At 39.6% G+C, this 17,351-nt stretch carries 19 protein-coding genes; 9 read left to right on the forward strand and 10 right to left on the reverse strand.

Features of this window, described 5'->3' with window-relative positions:
- Positions 1-2,268, reverse strand: coding sequence for a helicase-related protein (locus ATH1_RS19070; protein WP_211208074.1), 2,268 nt, complete (start codon positions 2,266-2,268; stop codon positions 1-3).
- 349 nt (positions 2,269-2,617) lie between these two features.
- On the opposite strand from ATH1_RS19070, the gene ATH1_RS0106150 reads away from it, so the two are divergent.
- Entirely contained in the window at positions 2,618-2,860 is a 243-nt protein-coding gene (locus ATH1_RS0106150; RefSeq protein ID WP_010418998.1) for a GlsB/YeaQ/YmgE family stress response membrane protein, read from the forward strand.
- 17 nt (positions 2,861-2,877) lie between these two features.
- Positions 2,878-3,582 carry a ComF family protein gene (locus ATH1_RS0106155; RefSeq protein ID WP_010419001.1) on the forward strand — a complete coding sequence of 235 codons (705 nt, stop codon included), beginning with the start codon at positions 2,878-2,880 and terminating at the stop codon, positions 3,580-3,582.
- Between the two features lie 3 nt (positions 3,583-3,585).
- Here the strand turns inward: ATH1_RS0106155 and ATH1_RS0106160 are convergent, their stop codons facing one another.
- From ATH1_RS0106160 to ATH1_RS21605, 3 genes are all read right to left on the reverse strand, one after another.
- Complete coding sequence (locus tag ATH1_RS0106160) at positions 3,586-4,785, reverse strand: homoserine dehydrogenase (RefSeq protein ID WP_029163985.1); 1,200 nt, start codon at positions 4,783-4,785, stop codon at positions 3,586-3,588.
- Positions 4,786-4,876: 91 nt separating this feature from the next.
- Positions 4,877-6,178 (reverse strand): O-acetylhomoserine aminocarboxypropyltransferase/cysteine synthase family protein, encoded by a 1,302-nt coding sequence (locus tag ATH1_RS0106165; protein WP_010419006.1) that lies wholly within the window; start codon positions 6,176-6,178, stop codon positions 4,877-4,879.
- A gap of 138 nt (positions 6,179-6,316) precedes the next feature.
- On the reverse strand, positions 6,317-6,472 hold the full coding sequence (locus ATH1_RS21605; RefSeq protein WP_162096777.1) for a hypothetical protein: 156 nt from the start codon (positions 6,470-6,472) through the stop codon (positions 6,317-6,319).
- A gap of 97 nt (positions 6,473-6,569) precedes the next feature.
- On the opposite strand from ATH1_RS21605, the gene ATH1_RS0106170 reads away from it, so the two are divergent.
- From ATH1_RS0106170 to ATH1_RS0106190, 5 genes are all read left to right on the forward strand, one after another.
- Positions 6,570-6,989: a hypothetical protein gene (locus ATH1_RS0106170; RefSeq protein ID WP_010419008.1), complete on the forward strand. Its 420-nt coding sequence runs from the start codon at positions 6,570-6,572 to the stop codon at positions 6,987-6,989.
- Between the two features lie 384 nt (positions 6,990-7,373).
- Positions 7,374-7,931, forward strand: coding sequence for an RNA polymerase sigma factor (locus ATH1_RS0106175; protein WP_010419010.1), 558 nt, complete (start codon positions 7,374-7,376; stop codon positions 7,929-7,931).
- A 225-nt stretch (positions 7,932-8,156) separates the two neighbouring features.
- Positions 8,157-8,576: a hypothetical protein gene (locus tag ATH1_RS0106180; RefSeq protein ID WP_010419012.1), complete on the forward strand. Its 420-nt coding sequence runs from the start codon at positions 8,157-8,159 to the stop codon at positions 8,574-8,576.
- The gene (locus ATH1_RS0106185) at positions 8,569-9,135 is read left to right on the forward strand and encodes a Spy/CpxP family protein refolding chaperone (protein WP_010419014.1); all 567 of its coding nucleotides are present in this window, start codon (positions 8,569-8,571) and stop codon (positions 9,133-9,135) included. Before ATH1_RS0106180 ends, ATH1_RS0106185 begins: the two co-directional genes overlap by 8 nt.
- A 147-nt stretch (positions 9,136-9,282) precedes the next feature.
- Complete coding sequence (locus tag ATH1_RS0106190) at positions 9,283-10,314, forward strand: Atu2307/SP_0267 family LLM class monooxygenase (RefSeq protein WP_010419018.1); 1,032 nt, start codon at positions 9,283-9,285, stop codon at positions 10,312-10,314.
- A 45-nt stretch (positions 10,315-10,359) separates the two neighbouring features.
- On the opposite strand, the gene ATH1_RS0106195 is transcribed toward ATH1_RS0106190, so the two are convergent.
- From ATH1_RS0106195 to hemW, 3 genes are all read right to left on the reverse strand, one after another.
- Positions 10,360-11,232, reverse strand: coding sequence for a cation diffusion facilitator family transporter (locus ATH1_RS0106195; protein WP_010419020.1), 873 nt, complete (start codon positions 11,230-11,232; stop codon positions 10,360-10,362).
- Positions 11,233-11,525: 293 nt separating this feature from the next.
- A complete protein-coding gene (locus ATH1_RS0106200) occupies positions 11,526-11,924 on the reverse strand; it encodes a rhodanese-like domain-containing protein (RefSeq protein ID WP_010419022.1) in 399 nt (132 codons plus the stop codon).
- The gene (hemW, locus tag ATH1_RS0106205; RefSeq protein WP_010419024.1) at positions 11,924-13,051 is read right to left on the reverse strand and encodes a radical SAM family heme chaperone HemW; all 1,128 of its coding nucleotides are present in this window, start codon (positions 13,049-13,051) and stop codon (positions 11,924-11,926) included. The genes ATH1_RS0106200 and hemW overlap by 1 nt, the downstream gene beginning before the upstream one ends.
- A 127-nt stretch (positions 13,052-13,178) precedes the next feature.
- Between hemW and ATH1_RS0106210 the strand changes: the two genes are divergently transcribed.
- The gene (locus ATH1_RS0106210; RefSeq protein ID WP_010419025.1) at positions 13,179-13,586 is read left to right on the forward strand and encodes a VanZ family protein; all 408 of its coding nucleotides are present in this window, start codon (positions 13,179-13,181) and stop codon (positions 13,584-13,586) included.
- 24 nt (positions 13,587-13,610) lie between these two features.
- On the opposite strand, the gene ATH1_RS0106215 is transcribed toward ATH1_RS0106210, so the two are convergent.
- The 3 genes from ATH1_RS0106215 to rpiB are packed head-to-tail and all read right to left on the reverse strand — an operon-like array spanning position 13,611 to position 15,908.
- Positions 13,611-14,057 carry an RrF2 family transcriptional regulator gene (locus tag ATH1_RS0106215; protein WP_010419027.1) on the reverse strand — a complete coding sequence of 149 codons (447 nt, stop codon included), beginning with the start codon at positions 14,055-14,057 and terminating at the stop codon, positions 13,611-13,613.
- 15 nt (positions 14,058-14,072) lie between these two features.
- Positions 14,073-15,458, reverse strand: a complete 1,386-nt coding sequence (locus ATH1_RS0106220; RefSeq protein WP_010419028.1) for a LutB/LldF family L-lactate oxidation iron-sulfur protein — start codon at positions 15,456-15,458, stop codon at positions 14,073-14,075.
- Between the two features lie 3 nt (positions 15,459-15,461).
- Entirely contained in the window at positions 15,462-15,908 is a 447-nt protein-coding gene (rpiB, locus tag ATH1_RS0106225; RefSeq protein WP_010419030.1) for a ribose 5-phosphate isomerase B, read from the reverse strand.
- Between the two features lie 429 nt (positions 15,909-16,337).
- On the opposite strand from rpiB, the gene nadA reads away from it, so the two are divergent.
- On the forward strand, positions 16,338-17,330 hold the full coding sequence (gene nadA / locus ATH1_RS0106230) for a quinolinate synthase NadA (RefSeq protein ID WP_010419034.1): 993 nt from the start codon (positions 16,338-16,340) through the stop codon (positions 17,328-17,330).
- Positions 17,331-17,351 lie beyond the last annotated feature (21 nt).

Below are 17,351 nucleotides of genomic sequence, written 5' to 3' on the forward strand. Positions count from 1 at the left end.
TCATGGAATATCGTAATTGATAACCACATTAGAACGGTGCAGGTTAATTCCCTCCGAAAGAACTTCAGTTGTTACAATGATTCTATAATTATCTTTTGGGTTTCTTGCTTTAGCATCAAAATTCGAGATAACTGTTTTTAGTTCTTTTTCAGAAGAACCCCCATGATAAATCAACACTTTGTCGTTAAGCCTGATTTTCAGATTTTCGGAAAGGTATTTGGCTGTTTCTTTTGATTCTGTGAATATGATGAGTTTACTTTTTTGTAAAACTTTTTGTTCTTTGATTTTTTCAATGAAACTATCAAGTTTAGGGTCGTAGTTGATATTTTCCCAGAGCCCTTCAATTACTTTCAACGTTTTTAAATCGGATTCAACATCCGTTTTTAATTGAGGAGTAAAATCATTTTTACTATACTCTTCGGCTTTTTCATCGTCAATGAGTTTTTGAATAGCATCGTAATTTTCTGCCAAAAAGAAATCCATTATTTTCTGCCAGTGTTTTTTACTAACATAAACTTTCCCTTTGCTGTAAGCCGTGAGAAAATCCTCGTACGATTTGATAAAACGTACAAGTGTTTTTTTAAAAGCAAAAAAGCTGCTTTCCAATCGTTTGATAAGCAATACTTTCATAAAACCACCCAAGTTGCGCTGACTGGTTTTCTCAAAATCTGTTAGCTCTTCTTTTAAATAAAGCAGCGGGGTATATCTTGAGTATTTGAATTGCTTTTCATCTGTGATTAAAGCAATTGTTTTGATGAAGATATTATTTAATGTTGCGTCAAGTTTATAAAAAATAGATTCCGGAGGATTTACAACCGGGAATTTCAATCCCTGATTCTTCAGGTCATCTTTAAAATAAGTATCAATTTCTTTTCTGGTTCTGCGAACCATAATATGTTTTAGGACTTTATCCCGAATTTGAACAGCATTATCTTTCACAATGTCCATGTAAGCATCGTAATCGTCTTTTCTGTCCAGGTCTTTCAATCTTCGTTGAAGTGAACCAAAAAAGCTTTCAAGATTTTTGATTCCGGGAATTGTACTATTCTTAGCTTTTTGGAACAACTTTATTTGTGAAAGAATATCTAACGGAGAATTATTTAAAGGAGTTGCTGTTATCAAAATGACTTTTTTACCTCTACAAATGGCAGAAAGATTTTCGTAGCTCACATTGTTTTCATTTCTGAATTTGTGCGCTTCATCAATGAAAACATTGTCATAACGTTCGGTTCCTCGCTCTATTATTTTTTCAAGTTTTCCGATGGATTCAAATTCAGCAGCTATTTTAAAGTCATGAAATACATTTGGCCATGAATTCGGATTATCTTTTGTCAGCAATGCAGGAGAAGCAATCACCAAATTTCTGCCGGGTAATTGGTTGGCTAATAATGTTGCCATATAAGTTTTGCCCAAACCAACAACGTCTGCCAGGAACACACCACCATATTCATCAAGAATTTTTTTTGCATTTGTTACAGCTTGTTCCTGATATTTCAGCTTCATAAATCCTTCAGGAATGTTTTGGTAAAACAAATTCGGGTCGAGACTTAAATCTGTTTTGAAGTATTCATATAGAAGTTTCAGGTAAATCTGATATGGTGTGATATTCTCGTTTAAATGGGTTTTGGTTTGCACCGTATCGACATAATAATCTGAAATATCAACAGCTTGTTCCCAAAGTAATTCAAATTTTTCCAGGGCAAATTTTACATCCTGACTATTTTTTAGCTGAACATTAAATTCATAATTGGCAACCAGCCCGGATTCAGAAAAATTACTCGAACCGGTAATTACATTACCAAAATCCCTGTCATCCTTAAAATAGCGGCTTATATAAACTTTGGCGTGTAAGTTATGGCTTGGGTGTGCTTTAATTTCAATTTTTCCTGATTTTATGTATTCAATGAATTTATGAATTCCTTCCTCTACTTCCTGAGTATCTTCGCTTTTTTCAATTTCATCAATTAATTTTTCTCCGATAATTTCTTTTGTCCTGGTATGTGTTTCAAAGTCAAGCATTCCCTGGGTTTTACTTGTCTCGATTATTTGAAAAGTCTTTTTGTCAATATCCAGACCTACCAGAATTCTTATCTTTTCAATTTTCTCAAATGATTTGTATAGTTGATGAAATCCACTTATTCTAAAATAGCCAACAAGAATGTCGAAGAATTCAACCGATTTTAAAACAGCTTTAAACCTATCGAGTAATGAGTCTTCCGAATCGTTTGTAAAGAAGGTTAAATCCGTATATTTCTTTTCTATATCCATTAAAAAAATATCTGTTTCATTGAAGTATTATCAAAAATAGCTCTTTTGAGTGCAATGACAAAGAAACCATACCCCTCAAACCACAAAAAATATAATGGCATGAGCTCCTGATTTAACAACCTTATTGTATTCCCTCCTTTTGGTCAAAAACACTGTTTCTGTAAAGCATACAGGTCTTTACCACCTTAACAAAGATATCAAAATATCATACTCCTTTATCTTCATTGTCTGTTTTTTGATTAACAGAAAAAACATAAAATAAAAAATGAACAACAAAATTACATTATGTCGCGAAATTTTCATTAACTTACCGCTAATAAACGTTTTATATTTACCTAAATAAATTACAATGGGACTCTTACTTTCTATTCTAATCGGACTTCTGGCAGGCTACCTGGGAAGTTTAATTTTTAAAGGTTCCGGCCTCGGGTTATTCTGGAACCTGGTTGTAGGTTTGATCGGTGGAATCATTGGCGGGGCAGTTTTTGAGTTTTTGGGACTTACCACGCATGGTTTAATATGGCAACTCATTTCGGCAACAGCCGGAGCCATTATTTTGCTTTGGATCGTTTCTCTCCTGAGAAAGAAGTAATCACCGAAGCATAAAGAATGACCTTCCCTTTTTCCAGATATTTTTCAGGCTTGTCAGCCCTTCTGTTTCCTTCCATTTGTAAAGGATGCGGGGAGATACTGGGCGGTTCGCGAAGAGTAATTTGTCGAGCCTGCGAGTTAGGATTGCCCAAAACAAATTTTATTGAAGACCCTGACAATCCGGTGGCACAGATATTTTGGGGCCGGGCTGCGGTGGAAAATGCCACCTCTGTTTTTTACTACCGAAAAGGAGAACTATTGCAAAAACTCATCCATCAGCTTAAGTACAAAGGTGGAAAAGAAACAGGGATTTACCTCGGCAATATTGCGGGCAAATTATTAGCTGAAACCAACATACTCCGGCAGGCCGATGTTTTGGTTCCCGTACCCCTGCATTATCGCAAACAAAAGATACGGGGCTATAACCAGTCAGAACTTCTGGCACAGGGTATTCATGAAGTCACTAAAATTCCTGTTGTCAGCCAGGCTGTTATTCGTACCGTACATTCTCAAAGCCAGACACGACGCGGACGATTCGAAAGATGGCAAAATGTGGAAGGCATCTTCAAAGTTATAGATCCTCAACCGCTCATTGACAAACACATTCTTGTTCTCGACGATGTTGTCACCACGGGTTCTACCCTTGAAGCCTTTTCCCATGCACTGGAGGAAGTTGCAGGCAGCAAAATGTCGGTATTAACCATAGGGTATGCCGCCGGATAGGACTCAGTAATTCAATGCTTTTCCCGTAGCAGCCAGGAATATATCCAGGTCGCGCAGCTTATCTTTAATGGCAATCAGTTTATCCAGCCTGATGAAACCGATCTTATAGTGATATTTAGGTCCGTGATATTCTTCCGAGACCGATTTGAATTCAAAATTTCTCAGCACTTGCGGGTTGCTGTATCGGAGATATAGCTCAATCGCCGCTTCCTTAAAGTACTTGAAACCGCCAAAGTAGCTGGCTTTTTTATATTCGTAGCGATAATGGTGTCCCAGAGCGGTAATATCCGAAAGCACGGCCGACCCGGTAGGGTGTCCGCCGGCGCCTTTACCAAACATGAATTGTTTATCGTAGGCGACCCCTTTGATGACCACACCGTTAAATTCATCTTCCACACTGTAGATGTACTTATCGCGGGTTACGAACCGGGGCAGAACAAAAAGCGCGATCTTCTTGTCGCGCAGGCGTTCTACCTGAGCTACCAGTTTTATTTTGTAACCCTTTTCGCGGGCGTAATTGATATCAAATTCCGTAATATTGGAAATCCCGTAATTGAGAACCTCACCCGGAGAAACAATAACACCAAAGCTGTGCAATGTCAAAATTATCAGCTTGTATAGAGAATCGAATCCATCCACGTCGAAAGAGGGGTTAGATTCGGCAAAGCCCAATTCCTGAGCCTCTTTCAAAGCAACGGAATAGCTTTCATGGTTGTCAAAAATCTTAGAGAGAATATAGTTTGATGAGCCGTTAAGAATTCCTGTAACCGATAGCAACAGATCGTTGTCATAGTACTCCTCGAGATTTCGTATGACCGGGATGCTGCCGCAAGCCGAGGCTTCATAGAGTAACGAAACATTTTTCTCTTTTGCCAGAGCTACCATTTCCGAGAGATGCTCAGCCAGCATTTTTTTATTGGCCGAAACCACGTTTTTCCCCTTTTGCAGCGCCTTTTTCACAATAAAACAAGCATCCTCCGCATTGTCGATCACCTCAACGATGGTGTTGATGCTTTCATCTTCAAGAATTTCATCGGGGTCGTAACAAAACATATCATCGGGCAGCGACCGGTTAATTCTTCTCTTCACGCAAATTTTGCTTACCCTGGAATCAAGTGCCGGACTTTTTTCCAAAACGTCGTAAAGCCCCTGTCCCACAACACCAAATCCAAATAGTCCTATGTTTAATTTTTGTCGTGACATTTCTTTAAGTTTAGCGGAAGTGAACGAGTGCCCCCTGAAGTTCCGGGAAGCCGGAAATTCAGGAGGCACAAATATAAACAACAAAGGCGGTTTACTTTCCTGCCTTTTCAAAAGCTGCCGAAAAATCGGCTTTGAGGTCGTCAATGTGTTCAATACCTACCGAAACGCGCAACAATCCGGGTTCCACGCCCGCGGCTTTCTGTTCTTCAGGAGAAAGCTGTTCGTGCGTAGTCGAACTGGGATGAATAATCAACGTTTTGGCATCGCCCACGTTGGCCAGATGACTAACCAGCGACAAGTTGTTGATAAACTTATCACCTGTTCCTTGCGGCCCTTTAATTTTGAAACTAAAAACACCTCCGAAACCGCGTTTCAGATATTTCTTAGCCAGTTCGTGGTACGGGCTCGACGGCAGTCCCGGATAATTAACATACTCAACCTGTGGTTGTTTTTCGAGCCACTTTGCCAGTTCCAGAGCATTCTGAACCGTCCGCTCAACCCTCAAAGAGAGAGTCTCCAGCCCTTGTAAAAGCAAAAATGCATTGAAGGGGCTCAAGGCAGGCCCGAAATCACGAAGTCCTTCCACGCGGGCACGAATGGCGAAAGCGATATTGCCAAAAGGACTATCAGCACCAAAAACCTCCCAGAATTTAAGTCCGTGATAACTTTCGGAAGGTTCTGTAAAGGCAGGAAATTTACCATTGCCCCAGTTAAAGTTACCACCATCTACAATAACGCCGCCAATGGATGTTCCATGACCCCCAATCCATTTGGTGGCAGATTCCACAACAACATTGGCACCATGCTCCAGCGGCCTGAACAAGTATCCTCCGGCACCAAATGTGTTGTCAACAATCAGCGGAATACCGTGTTTGGCAGCAATCTGTCCCAGTTTCTCAAAATCCGGAATGTTGAATCGGGGATTACCAATAGTTTCAACATAAATGGCCCTGGTATTTTCGTCAATTCTTGCTTCGTAATCGGCCGGATCATCGGTTTCAACAAATTTTACCTGAATCCCGAGTCGTTTAAACTGAACTTTGAACTGATTGAATGTGCCCCCGTAAAGATTGGATGTGGAGATAAAATTATCCCCCGCTTGCAGAAAATTGTTGATGGCAATAAACTGAGCAGCCAACCCCGAACCGACTGCCACAGCAGCCACTCCCCCTTCGAGTGCCGCAATGCGCTTTTCGAACACATCGGTAGTGGGATTCATCATACGGGTATAGATGTTACCGAATTCTTTTAACCCAAAAAGATTGGCAGCATGTTCCGAATCGTTAAAAACATAAGACGTGGTTTGGTAAATGGGAACGGCCCTCGAATTGGTTACGGGGTCAACTTCCTGTCCGGCATGAAGTTGTAGCGTTTCAAATTTAAAATCAGACATAGTTTTAAAATTTATAGGTTAATTACTAAAAAATCAATTCTTCCCGGTTGCGCTGACGCACCGGTATCTGATTCAATTTGAAATTAAAATTTATCGGAATTTTGTTGCTAAGATACAGATATGATGCGTCAACGAGACTTATGCCATAAACATTCGTCCCATCATCATACCTGTTGTGGTAGTGAAGGAAGTTCCGCAAATATTGTTTGTTGCGGCAACCGGATGGATAATATGTGAAGCGTTATTCTTCATTCTTTGTATTATCTGTTTGCAAATATGGATAACTTTATCCAAAATACAAATATTTTTTTAAAAAATTTTTTCACCATTACCCGAATGATTTTATCACGGCCATTGTCAAAAGGATCAAAACAATAAAAAATAAAGCGTTATGAAAAAGTTAGTATTAACATTGGCAATGGTTGCAGGATTTGCATTTGCAGCCAACAACGTTCAGGCACAAAACAATGTCGATAACGATCAAAAGCAAGAAACCACCCGGAATGTACGTCCGGGATTTGTTGACAATAATGGCGACGGTGTCTGCGACAACTACAACGGTAACCGGCCGGGTAAAGGATTAGGACCGGGCAATGGAAACGGACAGGGACGTGTTAACGGAAACAGAGATGGACGTGGCAATGGCCGCAGAGATGGTTCCGGACCAGGGGCAATTCGCAACGGACAAGGCGGCGGTGCAGGATATGTTGACACCAACAACAATGGTACCTGCGACAACCTCGAAAACGGTACAGCACGGCAGCGTCTGCGTGATGGCAGTGGCGGCGGAACAGGCCGAAACAAAAATTAATGTAATTTTATTGTAACAGCAGTTCGTTGAAACAGCTTAAACGCAGAGACGCTATGACGAAAAGTGTTTATTATGTCTGACTTGGAGGCTTTGCTATTTGCCTTGTAAACAGTTTATTGTAAAGTGTTTGAAAAAATTTAACGGACTATTGTTATACTGTTCTAAATTTGTGGAAACGTTCACAGAAAGAACGTTTCCACAATTAATACTGAGTGCAGTATAAAAAGCATATTTTAGTCAAAATCAAGGCGTTTTAAATTTTTGTGCCGGAGTTAACTTGTTGTTAATGAGGAAGCAAAAATTTAAAACAACAACGAGTTTGGCAACAAAGATGCTTTTTAGACCGGGCTCAATACTTAAATTCAAAATCCTTTAGTAATCTGCATGCAGCAGCTATCGTCCAATGAAAACGAATTGGTAAATCAGGCGAAAGAGGGTCAAACCGAAGCCTTTTCCCGGTTGGTAGAGAAATACCGTCAAAAGGTATTTCAAACCAGCATGGGCTTTTTGCATAATGCAGATGATGCCGAAGACCTGACCCAGGATATTTTTGTTAAAGTCTGGTACTCATTGAAATCATTCGATGGCCGTTCCACATTCAGCACATGGCTTTACCGAATTGCTGTTAATCAGGCCATCAACCGGGTAAGAAAAAACAAATTAAGATCGTTTGTCGGAATCAACAGCGAGATTCACGAGTCGCAATATAGCGACGACAATGCTGAAGAAACCCTGGAAAGAAAGGAACAAAAAAAACAGATATGGCAGGCCATTGACAAATTGAAGAGCAATCAAAAAAAGGCATTTGTTCTGTTCTATTATCAGGAGTTAAGTATAAAAGAAGTAGCCGAAGTAATGGACTTGTCTCAGAAAGCAACCGAGAGCCTCGTTTTCAGGGCCAGAAAAAATTTACAAAAAGCATTGTCAAAAGCAGATCGTTAGAAGCAGATCGTTAGAAGTTAGATTTTTAGATGGTTAGACATAAATATAACAGACTACTTTTAGTGTCTGTCCTCAAAGTGCCATTTACAGTGTTACGCTTGCCGTCAACGTTTTGCCAGCTTCGCAATTATTACAACTGACACTTTCTGAACAGACACATACATAAGTAAGAAACTTTCCCGACTTTATAGACGGGTACTACTTAGTTAAAAATAAAAAAAGATAATGAAGTGCAACGAATTCCATAACCAACTGGCATCAATGGGGGATATTAGCCAACCTGCCCCGGAAATGATACAACACATGGAGACCTGTTCTTCATGTCGCGAGATGTACGTCAGGGTGCAGTCTCTGTTTGATGTTATAGCTGAAGAAAAAGCCGGAAAAGCATCTCCGTTTATCAATACCCGCATTTTAGCACAAATTGAAAAACAGGAGAAAAAAGTATGGCAGGCAAGACCGGTAATTGTGCCGGTAATGTCAGTAATGATTATGGTTTTAGGCTTTTTCACCGCCGGAATTTTCACCAACCAAAATCAGGTAGTATCCGATTCGACTGAGATTATTGCTTCGGAATATTATTTTTCTGATAATCCGGGTTCTCAATTAGAAGAAATATGGCTTAATTCGTACGTGTATGAGTAAAAAAACAACCATAGCAACCTTTCTCATTCTTGTTACAGCTTTTGCTGCCGGATGGGGTATTTACAAATGGGTCAACCCGATATCCGGGCAGGAAGAAACTATTTCCGCGCAGGATGTAACTTATACCGATACTTCTTCTGTAAACAATATAACGCCTGGCCCCGGATTTCGGCAAATGGTAAATATTCTGGACTTTTCGGAAGAACAAGCACGCACTTTTTCCCGGATTGAAGCCCTGTATCGCCAACAAATGGCAGAATATATGGCTCAAATTGACAGTATTGATCTTGCCATTCTTGAAGAAGTGAAAAAAGAAAAACCCGACAGGAAAAAACTCGATTCTCTGGCTGCCCGCGCCGGTGAAATACAATATGCCCTGAAAAAAGCTACCGGCGAACATTTTCTTCAAGTCAGAGATTTATGCACACCTGAGCAACAGAAACGGTTCATGCAGATCATCTCCGACCTTGATCGTTACCGCCGGGGACGGGGCTTCGGAAATGGCCCGGGACAAGGCCGGGGGAAAAGAGGTCAGAGAAGAGGATGGAGAAACAGGTGAAAAACCAGGACTGCAGACTTTTTCAGCAGTCTCTGTTTAAGAAGCAATCTCACTACGTCATAAAGCACGTTAGGAACATACATTTATTAAACATTTACCCTTCATTTCAGGTTAAAAGAGAAAACAACCTGATAAAAAGGGAAAAATATGGAATTAGGTATCGGAATGTTTGGTGATCTCACCTACAACGAAAAGCAAAAAAAATTTCAACCGGCCGGAAAACGCCTGAAAGAGATGGTGGAACAGGTAAAGCTGGCCGACGAAGCGGGTCTCGACAGTTTTGTTCTGGGAGAGCATCATCGTCCCGATTATGCGGTATCTTCAACCGAATTAGTTTTATCGGCCTTATCTTCCGTGACTAAAAAAATTAAGCTTACCAGTGGTGTGACGGTGCTAAGCTCTGCCGATCCGGTTAAAGTTTTCCAGGATTATGTTACGCTCGATTTGCTTTCTGACGGCCGGGCAGAAATCATGGCCGGCCGTGGCAGTTTTACGGAATCATTTCCTCTCTTTGGATATAATTTACAAGACTATAATGAACTGTTTGAAGAAAAACTGGATTTGCTGCTCAAATTGAACCGGGAAGAAACCGTATCATGGAAAGGTAAATTCAGACCTTCACTCGAACAGCAAACCGTTTACCCAAGACCCGAAAGACAGCTGCCCGTATGGATTGCCGTTGGTGGTACTCCAGAGTCGGTATTAAGAGCCGCACGTTTGGGACTGCCCATAATGTTTGCCATTATCGGGGGCAGACCTGTGCAATTCAAGCGTCTTATTGAATTCTACAAAGATGAATACAAAAAACACGGGCACGATCCTGAAAAGATGCAGGTTGGAGTTCATTCCCACACTTTTGTTGCAGACTCCCTGGACGATTTACTGGATAATTATTTCCCCGGTTATGCCGCGCAAATGACCCGCATCGGCAGTTCCCGCGGCTGGATGCCGTATACCAAACGTCAGTTTATTGACGGACTCAGTCCTGAGGGTGCATTATACATGGGCGATGCGACTGAAGTTACCGATAAAATTCTCAAAACCATTGAAATGTTTGGCCTCACAAGGTTTATAGCTCATATCGATGTGGGCGGGCCGACTCATAAACAACTGATGAAAGCAATAGAATTATTTGGAACCAAAGTTGTTCCTGAAATACGGAAAGCCTTAAAAAAATGAGTCTGCTATAAAAATCCCGTTGAAGCAATGAATTTAATATCATTATTACTCGACTTCACCGCCGTCGATAGCATCCACGTGGATGGTTACGCCAATCGCATATTTTTCCTCCACACGTGCTTCATATTTGCTCGCAATATTGTGCGCTTTTGACAAACTGTAATTACCGGGCAAACGAATATGAAAAACCAGCTCGGAATGGTTCCCGTAGTGATGCATCTTAAAATCGTGCGGGTCGAGGAATAAATTGCCATTAATATCGTGACCAATGGATTCAATTTCATGCCTCATATCCGGTTCAATATTTTCTCCCAACAAAACACTTATCGTCTCTTTCATTATCCTATAGGTGGTATAAAAAATCATTAATGAAACGAAAATACCTAAGACACTGTCCACCCACCAAAACTTGCCGCCCAGGAATATCCCTGTCAATATTACGATACTGGATATAGCATCCGATCTGTGATGCCAGCCATCGGCTTTAAGCGAATTGGACTTTAATTTCTTCCCGATGATTATCGAATAACGGGCCATTATTTCTTTTATCACCACCGAAGCAACAGTTACCCAAATGGCTATCGGCCCGTAATTAAAAACAGCCCGTTCCTTGAATTTCATCACCGATTCGGACAAAAAATTAAACCCTACAACCACCAATAAAATGCCGACAACAAGAGATGCGATAAGTTCGGCACGGCCATGACCAAAAGGATGCTTTTTGTCGGCCGGTATGTTGGAAACCTTTAAACCCAGAAGAACTGCCAGCGAAGAAACAGAATCGAAAAGCGTATGCCAGGCATCGGCCAATAGTGCAACAGAGTTAGAAACAACACCTGCCCAGTATTTCAAGGCAAACAAAGCAATATTTAAAAAAATGGATGTCCAGGTAGCAATGATCCCTATCTTACTCTTCATCATTTTAAAAATATATCAAAATTATTGGTTCCCGATCCTTCCCAAAACAGCCGGACTGACAGGAAGAACCGCCGTACAACAATTTATACATTTATGAGTGTAGTATAAAAAGCATATTTTTGTCAAAATCAAGGCGTTTTAAATTTTTGTATCGGAGTTAACTTGTTGTTAATGAGTATGCAAAAATTTAAAACAACAACGAGTTTGGTAACAAAGATGCTTTTTATACCTGGCTCATTTCTTATTCCATTATAACAGGCATAACACAGTAAATAGCACTTTCCGGGCAGTCACTAATTACTCTCATCTTCTATCGGACTGTAATCAACAGGAAAACCTTCTTTCCTCCACTCTTCATACCCATTCTTTAAATGAAATAAATTAGTAAAGCCTCTCTTTTTAAGAATTTTCATGACCGTTTCGGAACGTTCACCATACCCGCAATATATCAGTAGCGGAATATCTTTCTCAAAATCTTTAACCAAATCAAGAAGCACTTCTTTTTCGCCGGCATAAACAGCTCCCGGAATCCGGTCTTTAACAAACTCTTCATAAATTCTCACATCCAGCACAACAGCATTGCTGCACGTATCCAGTATGGAAAAAAATTCGCCGGATGATACGTTTTGTTGAGAAAACAAAGGTACACAACCGATACGAATCAACAATATCAAAAACAAAGCTCGTTTCATCACTCCAAAATAAAAAGGTCTTCAATTATTCCATCAATAACAAACCAACCTTTACGGGTTCCGTAAATATATCCGTTGCTTTTTTTAAGAAATTCCTTTTGAATCCAATTATTAATATAGGGTTCAATTTTGTTCCAGTAGCTTTCAAAATTTCTTTTAGCTTCATCAACATTGATTCCTTTACTGGTTCTCAGGCGCAGCATCAGGTATTCATTAAAACGGTCTTTAAGGTTTAAAGTTTCGCCAGATATTCCTGCCGAAAAGCCTTGCTTTATATACTGATGTAAATCAGATTTGTTCCAGTATCTTTTTGTGCCGTCAAACGAATGAGCTGCCGGACCGACTCCAAGGTAAGGTACATTATCCCAATAGGCAGTATTGTGTCTTGAGTAAAGTCCGTTTCTGCAAAAATTGGAAATTTCATAGTGCTCGAATCCCATTTCCGCAGCCTTGTCATGAAGAGACCAGAATATATTTTCACTTTCCGAATCGTCGGGTTCCGTAAGTCTGTTTTGACGCTTAAGTTTACCAAATTGTGTTCCTGGCTCAATGGTAAGATGATAAGCCGAAAGATGTTGAACCGGATAGTTGTTCAAAACATCCAGGTTAGATAAAAATGTCGGGCCATCCGACCAGGGAAGACCATAAATTAAATCAACGCCTACATTTTCAAAACCGCTCTGAAAAGCCCATTCAAGCGAACGGCGGCTTTGCATTGCATCATGTCTTCGCCCCATTTTCTGCAGATCAACATCGTAAAAACTCTGAACACCGATACTCAGCCGGTTTATACCTGTTTTACGAAGAGCTTCCAGGTATTCCGGACTCAAATCATCGGGATTAACCTCTAAAGTAATCTCGGCATCATCGTCTACACGATAATATTTCGATATGGTATTTAAGATATCATCAATGCTTTTTTCTGAAAAAAGACTTGGTGTTCCACCGCCAAAATAGATGGTTTGCAAATCATTCTTTCTATTCCCTAAAAAATGCCTTCTGTCTATTAATTCTTCCAAAAGCTTTTCAAGGTATTGTTCCCTAAAAATAAGCTTTGTACTTTTGAAAAAATCACAATAATAACAACGGGTTTTACAAAATGGAATATGAATATAAATTCCGGACATGATTGAAAACGAAATTACTAATAAAAAATAGCGAAAGCCCCTTCAACTCTTAAAATGTTCCACGTGAAACATTTTGAAACAGTAAGTTATCAACAATTATTAACCGGTTGTCAACAACTTTATTAACATGCACAAAACATTGAAACACATTGTAAATTATAAGTTTACAATAATCACTTTACTTACTATTTTGTTTTTAAGTGTTTCATCGGGAGAAAATATTAACAAACCCTGGTTTTTGAAATTTGAAAATTCCGACAAGCTCGTTCATTTTGGTATGTATGGCTTTCTTACCCTCATCTATTTAATGGAACGTACCCGGTTTTTAAGAATAAAAATCAAAACCAAACAAACCCGATGGTACTTTGTTCTCTGGATATTTATTACCGGAGGCATTATAGAATTGCTGCAACCTTTACTGGCCGAACGGCAGAAAGATATATGGGACTTTCTGGCTAATACCGCAGGGATTATTACTGCTTACCTGGTGTTTTTGCTAATTCGACGGTACATTAAGTACCACTGGAAAGGTTAAACATCATGCCCTATGCTCTATAATCTACAGCTTCAGTAAAATATTTTCATCGTTGTCCATACGTTCAATAATTCCTCCTATGGTTTCACTTTTAAAATATTTCACCACTTCGCTTCTGACAGCACTGTACCGGTCGTGAACGGGACAACGTTCTTTTTTGTGTGTTGAACTCTGGCACGGGCCGGTACCAATAAGGCAAGTCTCAAAAAAACCAGGTCCGTCTATAATTTCAACAATATCGAACATGGTAATATCATTTGAATCTTTAGCCAGATAAAACCCCCCTGTGGGACCTTTAAAACTTTTCAGCAGACCTTTTCGCACGAATATTTGCAATATTTTACTTAAAAACTGCATGGGAATTCCCAGCTCAGATGCAATAATTCGTGCGTTGGCCCGGTTTTCTTCACTCCCTTTCATCCCTATGAAAATGATTGCTCTGACAGCATATTTACAAGTTGTTGACAGCATAACTTTTAAAATAAATTAGTGTTTTTTGTTCTTCTTCCACTGGCGACTGAATGACGAATTAGCAAAATCAGGGAAAGCACGCTCCTTCCCTACCAGGGAATCTGCACCTGTAAATCTGATAAAGAAATTTTTAACAGGCCCGTTTACCATATCCATTAAACTGCGTGATTGCAATCCTCTTTCCATACCCTTCATTACTATACTTTCAAAAATTGGCCTCAATCCCTTATTTACTGCATCGCGCCGGTTTTTCAACAGCAATTCGGGCAATGGTATTTTTACCGGGCATACTTCACCACACTTTCCGCATAGTGAGCTGGCAAAACTAAGATGCTGATATTCTTTAAGGCCTTTCAAATGTGGCGTAATAACAGAACCTATGGGACCACTGTAAACAGAATTATAGGTATACCCGCCTACATTTTTGTAAATAGGACAGGCATTGAGGCAGGCTCCGCAGCGAATACACGACAAAGCTTCCGATTGTTCAGGTGTATTATACAGGTTAGTCCTTCCGTTATCAAGCAATATAACGATCATCCTCTCCGGTCCGTCGTTTTCATCTTGCTTTGCCGGTCCAAAAACCACCGAATTGTACACAGTAACCTTTTGACCGGTTCCGTGAACAGCAAGTAAAGGCCACATCACATCCAAATCTTTAAAGGAGGGTAACACTTTTTCAATTCCGGCCAAAACAATATGAACCTTTGGAAAAGAAAAAGAAAGCATTCCGTTTCCTTCATTTTCGGTAAGTGCAATGCCTCCTTCTTCTGCCAAAAGAAAATTGGCTCCGGTGATACCAACCTTAGCACTTTTAAATGCATCTCTTAGCTTTTTCCGGACAAACCGTGTTATTTCTTCTGGTGTAGAGTCTTTTGGAATATTGAATTTCTCATGGAAAAGAGATGCAATATCATTTTTTGATTTGTGCATAGCAGGCGTTACTATATGGTAAGGTTTTTCCCCCGCCACCTGCACAATAAACTCGCCAAGATCGGTTTCAATGGATTGAACACCCATTTTTTCCATGTGATGATTGATATCTACCTCTTCGGTAGTCATCGATTTACTTTTCACCAGCATCCGGGTGTCACATTCTTTTACAATAGAAGATATAATATCGACAGCTTCGGCACTGTCGGCTGCCCATTTAACCTCACAACCATTGGCAGTGGCATTTTTTTCAAACATTTCAAGATAATCGGGAAGATATTTCAACACCTTACGTTTCAAAACAGCTGCCTTTTGTTTGGCCAGTTCAAGGTCTTTATACCGATTCTTCCCTTTTTCCACGGCAGCATCATACCTTGAAATATTGAACCTTATGGTAGCTCTGTGCTTGTAATCGAAAGCAACCCGCTTAGCATCTTTCAAAAATTGTTTTTCCGCTCTTCCAGGCATAAATCACTGTTTCTTATATGGTATTTTATCAATTCTGCGTTTATGACGCCCCCCCTCGAAACCGGTAGTTAAAAAAGCATTAACTATCTTAATGGCTTCCTGTTGCTTAATAAATCTGCCCGGCAGAGCACAAATATTGGCATCGTTATGAAGCCTTGCGAGATAAGCAATTTCCGTATTCCAGCATACTGCAGAACGAATTCCCTGATGCTTGTTAAGGGTCATACTCATGCCGTTACCACTACCACAGATGGCAATACCTATCTCACATTCACCTTTTTCAACAGCTTCGGCCAGGGGATGTGCATAATCGGGATAATCGGTACTGTCATCCGAATCGGTACCAAAATCAACAACATCCAGGCCTCTTTTCAAAAGCTCTCCCTTAATGAAAGTTTTAAGACTGAAACCTGCATGATCACTTCCTATACCTATCTTTTTGAATAGCATATTTTTTATTTTCAAATATAATAAATATTCGGGCTTTTTTTTCCCTTTTAATATCCTGTTGAAAAGTTGTTCCTTTTTGGCAACATCTTCTTAAAAAAAAATCTTGACAATTTTAATATTTTATGTATTAGCAATACAACCTTTTGATATCAAAAAAATAAAACATCATTTTACAAATTAATTATTGACAGTTTTAACCGCCATAATTAACCGGTAGCCACTATTTATTTCTTAAATTTGTGTCATATTAACAGGTGTTGAAAACACTAAATAAAGAATTGAACTTTATATTTTTAGGGAATGTTATAACTGGTTGATAAGGGATGGTATTTTGTTTATTTCGATATATTCCAACAAAAAGACATAAATTTTTTAAACACTTTCAACAGGGTTATATCATCACTATAATTTTATAAAACATTTATAAGTATGTATAATGATTGGTTGAAAAAGGGATTTGTTGATGAAACAATTCCGGAGGATTTGGATTTGGTAGAGGAGATTAAAGCTCTGAAAAAAGAGAAGAATGCCCTGTTAATGGCGCATTATTATCAGAAGAATGAAATTCAGGATATTGCTGATTTTGTCGGAGATAGTCTTGCGCTTGCATGGGAAGCTTCAAAAACCAATGCTGATATAATTTTATTGTCGGGCGTTCTGTTTATGGGAGAAACGGCTAAAATATTATCTCCTGATAAAAAAGTTCTGGTTCCCGATTTAAATGCGGGATGTTCTCTGGCTGACAGCTGTCCGGCAGATGCTTTTGGCGAATTTATTCAACAACATCCCGGACATCTTGTGGTTACGTACGTTAATACAACGGCAGCCGTTAAGGCATTATCAGATATTGTCGTTACATCTACCAATGCCGTTAAGATCATTAACAGTATACCCGTAGACCAGAAAATTATTTTCGGTCCGGATAAGAATCTTGGTCATTATCTGCAGAGTATTTCAGGGCGTGAAATGGTATTATGGGATGGTGCCTGTCATGTGCATGAAAGATTTTCTGTTGAAAAGATTGTTGATTTAAAAAAGCAGAACGAGGATGCTTTAATTATTGCACATCCCGAATGCAAGAAGCCTGTTTTAACAATTTCTGATTTTATAGGTAGTACCGCCAGCTTATTGAAATTTACACAGGCGTCGGATGCTAATAAGTTTATTGTTGCCACTGAATGGGGAATATTGCATCAAATGCAGAAGGCTTCTCCTGAGAAAACATTTATAGCTGCCCCGCCCAGTGATTCCACATGCGGATGTAACGATTGTGAATATATGCGTCTAAATTCGCTTCAGAAGATTTATTTAACTTTAAAATACGGGTTTCCGGAGGTTCAGGTTGACGAATCGGTACGGCGCAAAGCCATTAAACCCATTGAGAGAATGTTTGAATTGTCTGAAGGACTTATAAATAAATGAAGGCTATTGCAATATCTTCGG

The organism is Anaerophaga thermohalophila DSM 12881 (assembly GCF_000191885.1).
Lineage (GTDB): Bacteria > Bacteroidota > Bacteroidia > Bacteroidales > Marinilabiliaceae > Anaerophaga > Anaerophaga thermohalophila.